15 protein-coding genes are annotated in these 15,975 nt (G+C 60.3%); 5 read left to right on the forward strand and 10 right to left on the reverse strand.

The genetic code is table 11. From position 1 onward, the window contains the following. Nucleotides 1-51: 51 nt before the first annotated feature. Nucleotides 52-903, forward strand: a complete 852-nt coding sequence (locus PAF17_RS05860) for an SIMPL domain-containing protein (protein ID WP_271888155.1) — start codon at nucleotides 52-54, stop codon at nucleotides 901-903. A 99-nt stretch (nucleotides 904-1,002) separates the two neighbouring features. On the opposite strand, the gene PAF17_RS05865 is transcribed toward PAF17_RS05860, so the two are convergent. Continuing rightward, entirely contained in the window at nucleotides 1,003-2,289 is a 1,287-nt protein-coding gene (locus PAF17_RS05865) for an O-acetylhomoserine aminocarboxypropyltransferase/cysteine synthase family protein (RefSeq protein WP_271888156.1), read from the reverse strand. Between the two features lie 84 nt (nucleotides 2,290-2,373). After that, the gene (locus PAF17_RS05870; RefSeq protein ID WP_271888157.1) at nucleotides 2,374-3,213 is read right to left on the reverse strand and encodes an AAA family ATPase; all 840 of its coding nucleotides are present in this window, start codon (nucleotides 3,211-3,213) and stop codon (nucleotides 2,374-2,376) included. A 179-nt stretch (nucleotides 3,214-3,392) separates the two neighbouring features. Here PAF17_RS05870 and dksA point away from each other — a divergent pair, with 179 nt between their 5' ends. Continuing rightward, on the forward strand, nucleotides 3,393-3,815 hold the full coding sequence (gene dksA, locus PAF17_RS05875) for an RNA polymerase-binding protein DksA (RefSeq protein WP_271888158.1): 423 nt from the start codon (nucleotides 3,393-3,395) through the stop codon (nucleotides 3,813-3,815). Between the two features lie 9 nt (nucleotides 3,816-3,824). Further along, complete coding sequence (locus PAF17_RS05880) at nucleotides 3,825-4,955, forward strand: FAD-dependent oxidoreductase (protein WP_271888159.1); 1,131 nt, start codon at nucleotides 3,825-3,827, stop codon at nucleotides 4,953-4,955. A 26-nt stretch (nucleotides 4,956-4,981) separates the two neighbouring features. Here the strand turns inward: PAF17_RS05880 and glmM are convergent, their stop codons facing one another. The 7 genes from glmM to PAF17_RS05915 form a co-directional block, all read right to left on the reverse strand. Then, entirely contained in the window at nucleotides 4,982-6,325 is a 1,344-nt protein-coding gene (glmM, locus tag PAF17_RS05885) for a phosphoglucosamine mutase (RefSeq protein WP_271888160.1), read from the reverse strand. Further along, nucleotides 6,322-7,314, reverse strand: a complete 993-nt coding sequence (gene folP / locus PAF17_RS05890) for a dihydropteroate synthase (protein WP_271888161.1) — start codon at nucleotides 7,312-7,314, stop codon at nucleotides 6,322-6,324. The genes glmM and folP overlap by 4 nt, the downstream gene beginning before the upstream one ends. 26 nt (nucleotides 7,315-7,340) lie before the next feature. Next, nucleotides 7,341-8,138, reverse strand: a complete 798-nt coding sequence (locus PAF17_RS05895; RefSeq protein WP_271888162.1) for a dihydroneopterin aldolase — start codon at nucleotides 8,136-8,138, stop codon at nucleotides 7,341-7,343. A 62-nt stretch (nucleotides 8,139-8,200) separates the two neighbouring features. Beyond that, nucleotides 8,201-8,839: a cell wall hydrolase gene (locus PAF17_RS05900; RefSeq protein ID WP_271888163.1), complete on the reverse strand. Its 639-nt coding sequence runs from the start codon at nucleotides 8,837-8,839 to the stop codon at nucleotides 8,201-8,203. A gap of 298 nt (nucleotides 8,840-9,137) precedes the next feature. Beyond that, entirely contained in the window at nucleotides 9,138-11,693 is a 2,556-nt protein-coding gene (locus PAF17_RS05905) for a putative PEP-binding protein (protein WP_271888164.1), read from the reverse strand. Between the two features lie 97 nt (nucleotides 11,694-11,790). After that, a complete protein-coding gene (locus tag PAF17_RS05910; RefSeq protein WP_408636376.1) occupies nucleotides 11,791-12,387 on the reverse strand; it encodes a peptidylprolyl isomerase in 597 nt (198 codons plus the stop codon). Further along, nucleotides 12,380-12,886 (reverse strand): peptidylprolyl isomerase, encoded by a 507-nt coding sequence (locus PAF17_RS05915; protein WP_271888165.1) that lies wholly within the window; start codon nucleotides 12,884-12,886, stop codon nucleotides 12,380-12,382. The genes PAF17_RS05910 and PAF17_RS05915 overlap by 8 nt, the downstream gene beginning before the upstream one ends. Before the next feature lie 161 nt (nucleotides 12,887-13,047). On the opposite strand from PAF17_RS05915, the gene PAF17_RS05920 reads away from it, so the two are divergent. Then, nucleotides 13,048-14,250, forward strand: coding sequence for a phosphoglycerate kinase (locus PAF17_RS05920; protein ID WP_271888166.1), 1,203 nt, complete (start codon nucleotides 13,048-13,050; stop codon nucleotides 14,248-14,250). Between the two features lie 92 nt (nucleotides 14,251-14,342). Here the strand turns inward: PAF17_RS05920 and PAF17_RS05925 are convergent, their stop codons facing one another. Further along, complete coding sequence (locus PAF17_RS05925) at nucleotides 14,343-14,750, reverse strand: hypothetical protein (protein ID WP_271888167.1); 408 nt, start codon at nucleotides 14,748-14,750, stop codon at nucleotides 14,343-14,345. 210 nt (nucleotides 14,751-14,960) lie between these two features. Here PAF17_RS05925 and PAF17_RS05930 point away from each other — a divergent pair, with 210 nt between their 5' ends. Continuing rightward, nucleotides 14,961-15,887 (forward strand): class I fructose-bisphosphate aldolase, encoded by a 927-nt coding sequence (locus PAF17_RS05930; RefSeq protein ID WP_271888168.1) that lies wholly within the window; start codon nucleotides 14,961-14,963, stop codon nucleotides 15,885-15,887. Nucleotides 15,888-15,975: the final 88 nt, after the last annotated feature.

Genomic DNA, 15,975 nt, shown 5'->3' on the forward strand with positions numbered 1-15,975 from the left:
TAAGCGGCGAAGGTCGCAAAAGTGCTTTCATTTGCCAAAAGGACCTTGTCGATGAACCTGTATCCAGCGCAGTTGGGCCGAACGGCCCTGATCGCTTCCACCGCCTTTGCGCTTTGGGCAACCGGGCCTGCGGATGCAGGTCATGGCGATGACGGGCCGATTCGCCATGCGGTCGAAACCTGTCGCGCCGATCAGGGCAGGCTGACGGTGACGGGGCAAGGGGAATCCCGGATGGCGCCCGACATGGCCCAGATTCAGGTTGGTGTGACGGTGCAGGCCGATACCGCATCCGAAGCCATGTCACAAAATTCACAGCAACAGGCCTCGGTGATCGAAGCGCTGAAGAATGCGGGCGTCGAGGCCAAGGACATTCAGACATCCGGTCTGGATCTGAGCCCGATGCGCAACTACGGGGACAACCGTTCATCCGAAGTCACCGGCTACCAGGCGCGGAACATGGTGTCGGTGCGCGTCAATGAAATTGCAAGTCTGGGAACGGTTCTGGATGCGCTGGTTGATGCCGGGGCCAATGAGATCAATGGCATTTCCTTCGGGCGCGAGGACAGCGCGCAGGCCACGGATGATGCAAGGCGTTCGGCCGTCGCGGATGCCCGCCACAAGGCCGAGTTGCTGGCCGAAGCAGCCGGCCTGACCCTGGGATCGGTGTTGCGGATCGATGATTCCGCGCAATCGGGGGGTGGCCCGCGTCCGATGATGATGCGCGCCGAAGCCGACATGTCCCATAGCGTCCCGGTCGAAGCCGGTGAGGTCGGATTTGGGGCGCAGGTGCAGATGGTGTTCCAGTTGGTCGATGAAAATGCCTGCCCGCATATGCCTCATCGCAAGAAAGGGCATGACCATGATGATCATCCGGCCCCCGATGGCGATGAAGCCCCGGAATAAGGACAGCGGCGCGCGGTGCGCCCGAGTTGGATACCCAATTGCGAAACGGGCGGCATTTTTGCCGCCCGTTCAAATTCCGAAAACCGGTTCGCGATGTCGTCAGGCGGTTGCCTTGGACAGCGCCTGATCCAGATCGGCGATCAGGTCATCGGGGTTCTCGATCCCGATCGACAGGCGCAGAACTTCGGGGGCCGCACCGGCGGCACGCTGTTGGTCTTCGGTCAGTTGGCGATGGGTGGTCGATGCCGAGTGGATCACCAACGAGCGGGCATCACCCAAATTCGCGACATGGCTGAACAACTCCAGTGAATCCACCAGTTTGACAGCCGCGTCATAACCGCCCTTGATGGAAAAGGTGAACAGAGATCCCGCGCCCTTGGGATACAGGCGCGCGGCCGTCTGGTGCCAGGGCGATGAGGCCAGCCCTGCATAGGTGACCGATGTGACCCGGGCGTCCTTTTCCAACCATTCCGCAACCTTCTGGGCATTTTCGACATGGCGCGGCATCCGCAGGCCGAGCGTCTCGATTCCCATCAAGGTATAATGTGCCCCTTGTGGATTCATGGTCATGCCCAGATCCCGCAAGCCAATCGCGATGCCGTGGAACGTGAAGGCCAGCGCGCCGAATGTCTCGTGGAACTTCAGCCCGTGATAGGCGGGTTCTGGGGCCGACAGGCTGGGGAATTTGTCGCTGGCGGACCAGTCGAACTTTCCGCTGTCGACGACCACGCCGCCGGTGACGGTGCCGTTTCCGGTCATGAACTTGGTCAGGCTGTGAACGACCAGTGTTGCGCCCATTCCGATGGGGCGGCACAGGAACGGGGTCGCCAGCGTGTTGTCCACGATCAGCGGGATACCAGCATCGTCCGCAACCTTGGCGACGGCGGGAATGTCGGTGACATAGCCACCGGGATTCGAAATCGATTCGCAGAAGATCGCACGCGTGTCGTCGTCAATGGCGTCGCGCAGCGCATCCATGTCATCAAGATCGACAAATTTGGCCGACCAGCCAAATCGCTTGATGGTGTGGCTGAACTGGGTGACGGTGCCCCCGTAAAGGCGGGTCGAGGCGATGATGTTCTTGCCCGGCCCCATCAGCGGGAACAACGCCAGCAACTGCGCCGCGTGACCTGACGAACAGCATACCGCACCTGCTCCGCCTTCCAGCGCCGCGACCCGGTTTTGCAACGCTGATACCGTTGGGTTGGTCAGGCGCGAATAGATATAGCCGACCTCTTGCAGGTTGAACAATCGCGCGGCGTGATCGGCGTCGCGAAATTGATAGGACGTGGATTGGTAAATGGGCACCTGGCGGGCGCCCGTCGCGGGATCGGCTTCGGTGCCGGCATGAATTGCCAGTGTGTCAATGTCGTAATTTTCGGCCATGTCCATCTCCGTTCGTGTCGCGCGCAGACTAGTCTTGCAAGCGCCTGCACGGCAATGTTGTTTTTCATGCCCCTGATCCGGGCCTTAACGCTGCCGCCGTGCCATGAAGGCCAGCTTTTCAAACAACGCGACATCCTGTTCGTTCTTCAGCAACGCACCATGCAGGCGCGGCAGGATCTCGCCCGCATCACGGCGCAGGTCACCGGGCGTCAGATCTTCCGCCAGGATCAGCTTCAGCCAGTCCAGCAATTCGCTGGTCGAAGGTTTCTTTTTCAGACCGGGCGCTTCGCGCAATTCGAAAAACTGCGTCAGGGCCTCGTCCAGAAGGCGGGGTTTGATCGACGGGTAATGAACATTCACGATCGAACGCAGGGTTTCAGCGTCGGGAAACCGGATGTAATGAAAAAAACAACGGCGCAAAAACGCATCGGGAAGTTCTTTTTCATTGTTCGAGGTAATGATAACCACCGGGCGATGAAAAGCGCGAACGGTTTCGCCGGTTTCATAGACATGAAACTCCATGCGATCCAGTTCCTGCAAAAGATCGTTGGGAAACTCGATATCCGCCTTGTCGATTTCGTCGATCAACAGAACGACCTTTTCGCCGGCTTCGAAAGCCTGCCACAATTTGCCCTTGCGGATATAATTCGCAACGTCATGGACCCGCGCATCGCCCAGCTGGCTGTCGCGCAACCGGCTTACCGCGTCATATTCATATAATCCCTGCTGGGCCTTGGTGGTTGATTTGACATGCCATTCGATGATCGGCAGGCCCAGTCCGCCGGCGACCTGGCGCGCAAGCTCGGTCTTGCCGGTGCCCGGCTCACCCTTGACCAGAAGGGGGCGCTCAAGCGTCACGGCAGCGTTCACGGCAATCGAAAGCTCGGGCGGGGCGATATATTTTTCAGTTCCTGAAAATTGCATCAAAACTCTCCTTTTCCGTGAAAAGCTTGCGGAAATGCGCCTTCCATGCTGCATGCGCGAAGCAAATTGCACGAAACGCACAAATAGCGGCTACTGGGCTAGTGACAAGGCTTTGATCATACTTTATGGGGGCCGTAAGGTGCCGGAAACAAGACCCGCCCGGCGCCGCCGGAGGACCTATGAAAGCCCAAACCTTCCTTCCACAAGATTACCGCCCCGCTGAGGACGAGCCGTTCATGAATGAACGCCAGCTCGAATATTTCCGTCGGAAGCTGGAGGCTTGGAAGCAAGAACTTCTCGATCAATCTGCCGAAACCTTGGAAGGGTTGCAGGACAGCGCCCGTTCCGTTCCCGACTTGGCCGATCGCGCCAGCGAGGAAACCGACCGCTCGCTTGAGCTGCGCACCCGTGATCGCCAGCGCAAGCTGGTAAGCAAGATCGATGCCGCGATGCGCCGGATCGAAACCGGGGAATATGGCTACTGCGAGCGCACCGGCGAACCGATCAGCCTGAAGCGGCTGGACGCGCGACCGATCGCGACCATGACGCTGGAAGCGCAGGAAAAGCACGAGCGTCGCGAACGTGTGCATCGCGACGACTGACCTCGGGTGATGACGACCCGTCTGACCGGGCGCGACATCGCGATCGTCGGTGGCGGTATCGCGGGACTGACGGCCGCGCTGGCATTTGCGCAGCGCGGCGCACGGGTCACGGTTCATGAACGTGCGCCTGCGATCACAGAAGTCGGCGCGGGGTTGCAGATCTCGCCCAATGCCATGCGGGTTCTGCGCGCCCTTGGTCTGGAGGCGAGGTTTCAGGATGTCTCGCTGCGCAGCCATGGCGTTCAACTGAATGATCAACGCGGCAGACCGGTCGCCCGGTTGAATATGTCGCGCCATCGCCCTCATGATGAATTCCGGTTGGTGCATCGGGCGAGGTTGATTGAACTGCTCCATGATGCCGCCTTGCAGGCGGACGTTCAGATTCGGCTGGGGCATGAGGTATCCAAAGCTCCTGCGGCATCCTTGGTTGTTGGTGCGGATGGTTTGCACAGCCAGATCCGCAAGGCGCTGAATGGCCGCGAAGTGCCTTTCTTCACCCATCAGACCGCCTGGCGCGCCGTGATTGCCGATGATGCGGCGCCGATCGGCGAGGCACAAATATTCATGGGTCCGCGCTGCCACATCGTCAGCTATCCTCTGGCGAACGGATTTCGAAATATCGTCGCCGTTCAGGAACGACATGAATGGCAGCAAGAGGGGTGGACTCAGCGCGGTGATCCGGCACGGCTGCGATCAGAATTCGCGGGTTTCGGCGGTCCGGTGCCGGATTGGCTGGGCAGGGTCCGGGATTGCGGCATCTGGGGGTTGTTTCGACATCAGGTCGCCCGAAACTGGCAAGATGGCCGCCATGTCATCATCGGTGACGCGGCGCATCCGACGCTGCCTTTCATGGCGCAAGGCGCGGTGATGGCGATCGAGGATGCCTGGCAATTGGTGGCGGCGCTGGACAGTGAAGGGGATCAGGCGGCTGCGCTATCTCGTTTTGAAACGACACGCAGGCCGCGCGTGCAGCGCATTGTGGACGCTGCCAATGCCAATGCGCGAAATTATCACATGACCGGCGTCAGGAAGATCGCAGGCCATACGGCGTTGCGGATGATTGATCGCATTTCGCCCGCGATCCTGTTGCGCCGGTTCGACTGGCTGTATGATTATGATCCCGTTGCGGACAGGATCTGACCCGGATCCTGCCCGCCACTGATCGATCAGGCCGCGCGTTCGACAGCAGCCACGATTTCATCGACCACCTGATGCAGGGTCGCCTCGTCCTCGGCCTCGGCCATGACGCGGATCAGGGGTTCGGTGCCCGATTTACGAATAAGAACGCGACCGGTACCTGCCAGCCTGGCTTCGGCACCCGATATGACCGATTTCACGGCATCCTCTGCCAGCGGATCGGCGCCGGCCGTATAGCGCACATTCTTCAGCAATTGCGGCACCGGCTGGAACTGGTTCGCCAGTTCGCTGGCAGCCAGACCAGTATCGGACAGGGCGGACAGGAATTGCAATGCTGCAATCAGTCCGTCGCCGGTCGTGGCGTAATCGGTCATGACGATATGGCCGGATTGCTCGCCGCCCAGGTTGAAGCCCGACTCGCGCATGCGTTCGACAACGTAGCGGTCGCCGACACGGGTCCGTTCCAGGCGTAATCCCTGACCTTGCAGGAAATGTTCCAGTCCCAGATTGGACATGACAGTTGCCACCAATGCATCGCCGCGCAGACGCCCCTGTTTCGCCCATCGTGACGCCAGCAGCGCCATGATCTGGTCCCCATCGGCGATACGGCCCTGTTCATCGATGATGATGACCCTGTCGGCATCGCCGTCCAGCGTGATTCCCAGATGGGCTCCATGAGCCTGAACAGCGCCGGCACAGGTCTGGGGATGTGTGGATCCGACCCCATCATTGATATTGAACCCGTTAGGCTCGACCCCCAAAGGGATGACTTCGGCGCCCAGTTCCCACAACACTTCGGGTGCGGCGCGATATGCCGCGCCATGCGCGCAATCGATCACGACCTTCAATCCATCCAGGCGCTGGCCGGAAGGGAATGTGGTTTTGGCATATTCGACATAGCGACCGCGCCCGTCATCGATACGTTTCGCGCGTCCGATATTCCGGGGCTGGGCAGGATCGATGTCACCGCCAACGATGGCCTCGATTTCGCTTTCGGCATGATCGGACAGTTTGAAACCGTCGGGTCCGAAAAACTTGATGCCATTGTCTTCGGCGGGGTTATGGCTGGCTGAAATCATGATGCCCAGATCCGCGCGCATCGATCGGGTCAGATAGCCGACAGCGGGTGTCGGAACCGGCCCCAGCAGCAGAACATTCATTCCGGTCGAAGTCAGACCGGCGGTAAGCGCGTTTTCAAGCATATAGCCTGACAGGCGGGTGTCCTTGCCAATGACCACGCGGTGACGATTGCGCCCGTCGCGCCGGAAGAAACGCCCGGCAGCCGCGCCCAATCGCAGTGCCATTTCGGCTGTCATGGGGTGGGTGTTGGCGCGTCCGCGCACACCATCGGTGCCAAATAGCTTTCTGCTCATTCCTGTGCTGCCTCTGTGTTCTTGTTGACGGCCTGCCACAGCCGTATTCCCTGCCTGATATCCGCGACATCATGGACACGATGAATCTGCACGCCCTGATCAATGGCGGCAAGGGTCAGCGCCAATGTTCCGGCCATGCGATCGTCCGCCTTGTCAGCCCCCCCGATCGTGCCGATGAACCGCTTGCGCGATACGCCCAGCAGGATCGGACATCCCAGCCCATGATACAGTGAAATTCGCCGCATGATGGCAAGATTATGCGCCTGGGTCTTGCCGAATCCGATCCCCGGATCGATCACGATCCGGTGGAGGGGGATTCCTGCCGATCGGGCATGTTCGATACGTTGTTCAAGTGCGTCATACACATCCAGCAGCACGTCGTCATAGCTGGGATTGTCCTGCATCGTCCGGGGCACGCCTTGGGCATGCATCAGACAGACCGGCACCGCATTCTGCGCGACGACATCAGGTATCGCCGGATCGTAATCGAATCCCGAAACGTCATTGACCAGACCGGCCCCCGCTTTCAAGGCCGCGGCGGCGACATCCGCCTTGCGGGTGTCGATGGAGATCGGCACATGCCCACGCATTGCCCGGATCACAGGATCGATACGGGAGATTTCCTCGGCGCAATCGACATCAACGGCACCCGGTCGCGTGGATTCTCCGCCGATGTCAAGGATCTCCGCTCCGGAAGCCAGAAGGTTTTCGGCCTGTTCAACCGGGTCATAGCTTCCACCATCCGAAAAGCTGTCCGGCGTGGCGTTGACGATCCCCATCAAGCGCGGTTCATCCAGGGTCAGACCCAGCAATTGGGAACGCGGACGTGTCAATGCCTGCAATACCTCGTCGGGCGCGGTATCCACAATGACCGGAGGCCGGCCCCGCTGCAGCTTCTCAAAGGTTGAAAACCCGCACCATCCCCCGGCCAGACACCAGGTCCCGCCATGTGACACAGGTATGGGACGGTAGTAGATTCTGGAATGCATGGTGATGCCCGTAAAAACCGGTTGCCCTAGATCAGCTTCGCGCGGCGCAGTGAAATGGCGAATTGTGGCGGAGCCTTTGGCAAAGGATGATTGTCGGGCAGTGCAAAATCAACCGAAAGCGCCTGCAACCTTTCGGCAAGCCAGAAGGCCAGAGACGCCTGCGCGTCACCCGCATCGACATGATCGCCGGCCAGGCGGGCAGGCGCCCAGACAACAGTGCTGTCGGTGTCGATGGCGTGGTCCAGCTCGGTCCGACTTCTTGCAACCGACAGCCCAAGCCTGTCCGCCAGCGCCCAGGCAGCCTGATCGATGGCAAGAAGATCGATCTGTCTTTGGCTGCTCGAACCAACCGGGCGGGGATGTGGCGGATATGGTGGCAGGATGATGGTCGCGATTTCCGTGTCGGTTCGGGCAGGTTGGTCCCAGACCAGCACACGCCAGGTGCGCGCGGTCTGGGCAAGGGCGATCCGACCCGATTTGCGCCGGATCGAAACCCCCAATGCGCCCGGCCCGCGATCCAGTTTTTCGACGCAAACGTCGATCATGGCCGCGGCCGGGTGGCCCAGCACCTCGGCGGCGATGCGTTCCGCCAGCGTTTCGACCAGATCATATCGTTGATCGGACAAAGCGTTTTCGACAGCCTGCGTCAGCACATCATAGGACAGGATGCTGTCTACCTCATCCCCTTTGCCCGACACGGTTTCGCGCAGTTCAACGCAGAGATTGAAGCGCAATCGCTGCGTCTGTCCGCGTTCGGATTGAAAGGCGCCGATTTCGGCAGAGATGACGTAGTCGCGAAGGTGAAGTCGATCAGGCTGTTCCATGGCAGCCATTCACAGCAAATCGCGCGGGCAGACAAGCCCGCCCACGCGATAAACATGTGAAATCAGTTCGAGGCGACGCGCTGGCCACGGCGATAGAAGATGTGTCGACCGATCTGGACCGTGCGCTGAAACCGGCGCGACCATGCCGGGCGGACCGCGGGGGTATGGAAATAGGTGGCACCTTTGGTCAATGCCCGCGGGGCACCGGCAAGTGCGGTCTCGGCAATGGCGCGGGCGCGCAGATAGGCGCCTTTTTCGCGGATCGGCTTGCGGCCGCCGATGGTATAGCTGAACTGGCTGGGCTGATTGACGACGCCACAGACCGTCCCGGGGAAAGCCCGGCTGTCGACGCGGTTCAGGATGACCTCGGCGACAGCGGCCTGACCCTTGGCACCTTCGCCACGGGCTTCGTGATACAGCGCCTCGGCCAGACAGTTCAGATCCTCACCCGAATATCTGGGTTGAGAACGGGCGAGAAATATCTGTTCCGGCCCGTTTTCGATCTTCACAGGTTCGACACCCGCATATAAAAGCGGTTCAGGACGCAGCAAGTCCTGCGCCTTGTTTGCCGCGCCAAACAGCGCAGCTTCGGCCGAAAACAACGATCCATTCCCCCCGGCGGAAACGTTGTTCGACAAAAATACATAGGTTGCGGAGGCGCATAGGCAGACATGCACCAGCCGCTTGGGCAGCGTTTTCATTTTTCGGTCCTATAAACGGATCTCGTTGACAGGTCGTAAAGGCACATGAACCGCGAGCAGGTGGCCTGTGCCAAAGAACAGCCGAATAAATAAAGTTTTCGGCAATGCCGTTTCCACGCCGGAAACCGGGATTTGCCAGTTCACCAGGCGTTAACTAAGATTCCGGCGAAAATTCGCTTACATCTTTCATGGATTAAGCGTGAATCGGCGAATTTTGGGTTTTATAGGACCGGATCGGCCATAAAGCCCACAACTGTAAGTTGAAAAATCGGCATGCGCTTGCGAATCGCCCGACATGTTACCTTGTTGTCGTGCCGATGGACGCCAGATTGTCACCGCGGATTGCGGACTGGGCGGCCGCAAGCCGCGCCACCGGGACCCTGAAGGGCGAACAGGACACATAATCGAAGCCAGCTTGATGGCAGAACTTGATCGATTCGGGGTTGCCACCATGTTCGCCGCATACCGAAATCGTGATATCCGGACGTTGGGCCCGTGCGCGCTTTGCCCCCATCAAAAGCAGCTCGCCAACCCCATCCTGATCCAGAATGTGGAATGGGTCTTCGACATAGACACCCTGACCGACATAAGTCCCCATGAAGCGGCCCGCGTCATCGCGTGACAGACCATAGGTCATCTGGGTCAGGTCATTGGTGCCAAATGACAGAAACGCGGAATGGGCGGCAATATCACCGGCGCGCAACGCAGCGCGGGGCGTTTCCACCATGACGCCCAGACGATAATCGAAATCCGCATGCCGTTCATTGCGCACTGCGGCCGCGACGGCATCGACGCGGTTTTTGACCAGTTCGACTTCGCGTTTCGCGCTGACCAGGGGGATCATGATTTCCGGCACGACGGGTTTGCCGCGTTGACTGGCCTCGACCGCGGCTTCGAAGATCGCGCGGGCCTGCATGTCATAGATCTCGGGCACGGTGATGCCCAATCGGACACCGCGCATCCCAAGCATCGGATTGAATTCTGACAAGGCGCTGACGCGCCGGGTTACATCGGACAGCGGCAGGTCCAGCGACTCGGCCAGTTCATGCAGCCCGTCGCGATCATGGGGCAAGAACTCATGCAAAGGTGGATCGAACAGCCGGATAGTGACGGGCAGCCCGGCCATGATCTCGAACAGGGCGGTAAAATCCTGACGCTGCATCGGAAGGATACGCTCCAGCGACAGACGACGGTCCTCGGGTTTGTCGGCAAAGATCATTTCCCGCATTGCCGGCAGACGGTCGGTATCGAAGAACATGTGTTCGGTGCGGCATAGCCCGATACCCTGAGCGTTGAACTTGCGTGCGGTGCGTGCGTCTTCGGGCGTGTCGGCATTGGCCCGCACGCCGATTCCACCGGCCTCGTCCGCCCAATGCAGCAAGCGTGTGAAACTGTCGTCTAGCGCCGGGTCCAGCAGCGCGGCTGCCCCAACCAGGGCTTCGCCGGATGTTCCGTCGACAGTGACTTCATCGCCTTCCTGGAACGTCCGCCCCTTGCATCTGATCTGTCGGTTCCGGGTATCTATGACCAGTTCCGACGCGCCGACGATGCAGGGCAGGCCAAGACCGCGCGCGATGACAGCGGCATGGCTGGTGGTGCCTCCGCGCTCGGTCAGGACCGCGACCGAGGCATGCATGCCGCGAATGTCTTCGGGTACGGTTTCCCGGCGCACCAGAACGCAGGCTTCGCCCCGTGCGGCGGCGGCCTGCGCCTTGGTCGACGTAAAGACGATCCGGCCTGTTGCTGCACCCGGGCTGGCATTGATGCCGCGTACCAATACGTCGCGTGGCGCATTGGGGTCGACCTGATGATGCAGCAGGTCGCCAAGCGCACGGGGCTCGACCCGCATCACGGCCTCGGAATGGGGGATGATGCCATCCTCGGCAAGCGCCACGGCAATGCGCACCGATGCACGCGAGCTGCGCTGAACCCGAACCGCGTCGATGATCGAAATACGCCCTTCGGTCACGACGAATTCTATCTGCATTTCTTCGCGCAGGCGTTCGCGCGCAGCCACGCCAAAGCGCACCAGATCGGCAAAGATCTCGGGGGCGGCATCTTCGAGTGAGGGGCCGCGCGAATCGCGGGTCAGGTATAAGGTCTCGGCGCCGGCTCCGATGGCGGCACCATGGTGCTGCCCGCGAAACCGGCCGGTAACACGCGGGACGCCAGTGACGGAATCCACGAACTGAATGCTGCCCGAACCGCTGATCCCGGAACCCATGGCCAGCGCCATGTCCTGGACCACCAACCCCAAGGGCGCGTCCTGTGGTGCGCCCTTGGCCTGGCGCAGAAGGCGGGCTGTCGGACCTTCCCATGCGCGGGCCATCGAGCGCAGAACCTCGGCCAGCTGCCTGTCGGGGTCCTGAGGGAATTCCTCTTCCATTTCATCGTGATAGCAACGCAACGCATCGCGCAATGCGCCGGCGCCATGCTGTGCAAACATGTCGGGGTCAAGCCTCGCGATATGAATGGCATAGCTTTGTACAAAGCTGAGATAGATCGCATCGGCATTTTCGCGACCAATCCGCGCGGCCAGTCGCGTGTGAATCGCGTCATTGATGCCGACATTCAGCACCGTGCCAGGCCCACCCCAGTCCGGCGACAGGGCGGACGGGCGAACGCTGACCAATACGTCATCTCGCCCGAACACCGCACTCAGCGCACCGGCAGGAACACCGTTGCCTGCCGCGATGGATTGAACGGCATCCGACCCGATCGCCCAGCTTTGGGGCACCGGCAGATCCATGCGGATCAGCCGCTGAAGGCATTTGGCGCGCCAGCCGTAAGATGTGGCATCGATCGCCGCAGAGGGCGTGATTTCTTTGATATCGCTGGCGAATTGGTTGGTCATTGCAGGCCAGCATATGCAGGGCGGGCGCGACGCCGCAAGAGCCAAAAGAAATGGGGGCGAAACTCGCCCCCAATAGGTGCCAAAAGGCTTCGGTCGATTACTCGACGACGGTAACTTTGGCCATGTAATCGGGGCTTTCAACCGCACCGTTCTGCTGGGCGTCCCCCTTTTCGATGTCGTTCAGCACATCCCAGCCATCGATCAGCTGGCCAAAAACCGTGTATTCACCGTTCAGGAAAGGCGCCGGGGCAAGGTTGATGAAAAACTGGCTGTTGGCCGAATCAACGGAGCGCGCCCGTGCCATCCCGACAGTGCCGGCCTGAAAGGGAATGTCGCTGAACTCGGCCTTCAGGTCGCCCTGATCAGAGCCTCCCGAACCCGCAAGGCTATTGTCTGCGCCTTGCTTGCCATACTGGACATCACCGGTCTGCGCCATGAAGCCGTCGATGACGCGGTGAAAGACCACACCGTCATAGGCGCCTGCCTTGGCCAGCGCAACAATGCGTTCAACATGTCCGGGCGCGGTATCCGCCAACAGATCCAGCGTGATCGTGCCCTTTGCGGCGCCATCTGCACCGGCAACCTCGATTACCAGATTGGGTCCGGGCCCGTCTTCGAACTGGGGCGCGGCAACCTGCGCAGAAGCGGCGCCGGCCATGATCGCAAAGGCCGAAGTCAACAAATGCTTACGCATCAGCCACCACCTTGACCGAAATCATGCGATCCGGGCTTGCAGGGGGCTCGCCCCGCTGGATCTTGTCGACATGTTCCATGCCTTCGATGACGCGGCCATAAACGGTATATTGTCCGTTCAGGAAGTGGTTGTCGTTGAAGTTGATGAAGAACTGGCTGTTGGCGCTGTTGGGGTTGGCCGAACGTGCAGCCCCCAACGTTCCGCGGTCATGGGGCAGTTTCGAGAATTCGGCCGGAAGATCCGGCAGATCCGAACCACCAGTGCCGGCGCGACCCGGGTTCCAGCCCGATTCCATGTTGGCATGCGCGACATCGCCGGTTTGTGCCATGAAGCCGTCGATGACACGGTGGAAGGCGACATTGTCGTATTTGCCCGCGCGTGCCAGCTCTTTCATGCGTGCGGCGTGTTCTGGTGCGACATCCGACAGCAACTCGATGACGACGGGACCATCCTTCAGTTCGATGATGATGGTGTTTTCGGGATCTTTGATCTCGGCCATCCGGGCCTCCTTTAGCATGTTCATGCATGGTCTAGGGGTTCAGGCCCGCAAGGGCAACGTGCTTCCCCCTCGTTCGGCAATCACGCCCGCGTCAGCAGTTGACGCCGCCGGCACCATGCGGGACAAGCCTTGCAAAGCCCCATAACCCAAAGGGAAGCGAAATGGCCAAATTCAACACCATCGACGATATGAATCTGGACGGAAAGGTCGTGCTTACCCGTGTTGATCTGAATGTTCCGGTTGATAACGATCAGGTTACGGACGCCACGCGAATCGAAAAGATCGTGCCCACAGTCAAGGATATTCAGGCACAGGGCGGCATTCCGGTCCTGCTGGCGCATTTCGACCGCCCAAAGGGTCAGCGCGTCGAAAGCATGAGCCTGAAGCAGATCGTGCCCGCGTTGGAGGCCGCGCTGGGACAAGAGGTGAAATTCGGCGAAGACTGCATCGGCGGGCCGGCCAAGCGACTGGTGGCCAGCCTGAATGCCGGCGATGTGGCCTTGCTGGAAAACACGCGCTTTCACGAGGGTGAGGAAAGCAACGATTCGACCTTCACGGCCTCGATGGCGGCCCTGGGCAGTGCCTATGTCAACGATGCCTTTTCGGCCGCGCACCGGGCGCATGCCTCGACCGAGGGTCTGGCACGTTTGCTGCCCGCAGGTGCCGGGCGTCTGATGGAGGCCGAGCTGAAGGCGCTCGACGCGGCGCTTGGAAATCCGCAACGTCCGGTCATGGCCGTCGTCGGGGGCGCCAAGGTGTCGACCAAGCTGGATCTTCTGATGAACCTTCTGGACCGTGTCGAACATCTGGTGATCGGTGGCGGCATGGCCAATACCTTTCTTGTCGCCAAAGGCATCGAGGTTGGAAAGTCGTTGGCCGAACGTGACATGGCCGACACCGCGCGCGCGATTCTGGCCAAGGCCGAAAAGGGCGGCTGCGTCATACATTTGCCCCGCGATATCGTCGTCGCCCGGGAATTCAAGGCCGGCGCGGACAGCCAGGTGCTGCCTGTCGATCAATGTCCCGAAGATGCGATGATTCTGGATGCGGGCCCCGAAACGGTCGAAGCCCTGCGCGAGGCGATGACCCGATGCCGCACGCTGATCTGGAATGGTCCGATGGGTGCGTTCGAGATCGAGCCGTTCGACCGCGCGACAAATGCCGCCGCCCAAGCCGCCGCAGAGCTGACCCGCGAGGACAAGCTGGTATCGGTCGCTGGCGGGGGTGATACCGTGGCCGCGCTGAACAAGGCTGGCGTTGCGGGTGATTTCTCCTTTATTTCCACGGCGGGCGGCGCATTTCTGGAGTGGATGGAAGGCAAGGATCTTCCCGGCGTTGCGGCACTGGAAGCTGCTGTGCTTTGAATATTTTTACGGGAAGAACGCTTCCGGAATGAAAGAACCGGCACCTGCGCTGATGCAGGTGCCGGTTTTTCGTTTCGTGCATGATGAGTTTCTCAGAACCTCAGCAACCCGCCCAGCAATCCGCCAAGGCCGCTGTTGCGATGGTTCTGGTCCGGGGACGGTTCGGCCTGTGCGTTGTTCTGGTTGTTCGGGGGGCTATCGGCCGCCGCCGTCTGCGCAGGTTCGTCCGAGCCTGGCTCGACCGGTGCCGCCGCTTCCTTGGGTTCCGTCGCCGAGGCCCGCCGTTGCGTCGCGGCCTGTTCATAACGCGCCAGATCGGCGATCTGGGTCGCCGTATCTTCCTGTGCTTCGATCACCGTATTCGGTGCGCTGACGCCCGCGGCCGTAATCGGCTGCAAAAAGACGCTGCGCGGGTTGGCACCGATTTCAGTCGAGATTGCGTTTGCGGTCACACCATATAGTGTCAGGTGATGCTGGTTCAGTGATGTATTCAGAAACATTTCCTTCCTCGGTTCTGTTATTTTCCGTCAAACCTGCTTGGCGAGCCAGAGCCGATGAGGCCACTGATTTCTGGTTAAGATTTTATTAACATCCCATGGGTGCATGGCTTTCGATGCGCCGGGGCACGCATCTGGCGACCGTTAGCGTCAACAGCGTTGCCACCGCCAGACGCCATGCTATTCAGCCGCCATAATCATAGGAGACATTTCATGCAGATGACCGACACAGTTCGCCGGATCCTTGCCAATTACGAGGGTGAGACCCCCGGTGTAAAAGCCCAGTTGGCGCGGATGCTGATGACCGGCAAGCTGGCTGGGACCGGCAAGATGATTATCCTGCCGGTTGATCAGGGCTTTGAACATGGCCCGGCGCGGTCATTCGCACCCAATCCGGCGGGTTATGACCCGCATTACCATTACCAGTTGGCCATTGATGCCGGTCTGAACGCCTATGCGGCGCCGCTGGGAATGATCGAAGCAGGCGCGGACACCTTTGCCGGCCAGATTCCTACGATCCTGAAAGTCAACAGCGCCAACAGCCTGATGTCGGATACCGCTGGCAAGAACCAGGCAATTACGGCATCTGTCGACGATGCGCTGCGTCTGGGCTGTGCGGCGATCGGCTTTACGATCTATCCGGGGTCGGACATGGCGCTGGACATGTTCGAAGAGATCGTCGAGATGCGCAAGGAAGCCGCAGCAAAAGGCGTCGCGACCGTGATCTGGTCCTATCCGCGTGGCGAGGCGATTTCCAAGAATGGCGAAACGGCGATCGATATCGCGGCCTATGCGGCACAGATCGCTGCGCTGATCGGGGCGCATATCATCAAGATCAAGCTGTCGACCGACCATCTTGAACTGCCCGAGGCCAAGAAGGTCTATGAGGACAAGCAGATCGACATCTCCAGCCAGGCAAAGCGCGTAGAACATTGCATGGAGGCCGCGTTCGGCGGGCGCCGCATCGTGGTGTTCTCGGGCGGTGCGGCCAAGGGTGCCGATGCGGTTTATGATGACGCACGCGCCATCCGTGACGGTGGTGGAAACGGCTCGATCATCGGTCGCAACAGCTTCCAGCGGTCGCGCGAAGATGCGCTGAACATGCTTGGCAAACTGGTGGACATCTATAACGGCGCCTGAGTTTCAGCGAGGTCGGGCGATCCGGGGTTTGAGCTTTCGGGTCGCTCACGACGCAATGAAAATGCCGCCGGGTTTCCGGCGGCATTCA

Source organism: Paracoccus onchidii, from assembly GCF_028294535.1.
Lineage (GTDB): Bacteria > Pseudomonadota > Alphaproteobacteria > Rhodobacterales > Rhodobacteraceae > Paracoccus > Paracoccus onchidii.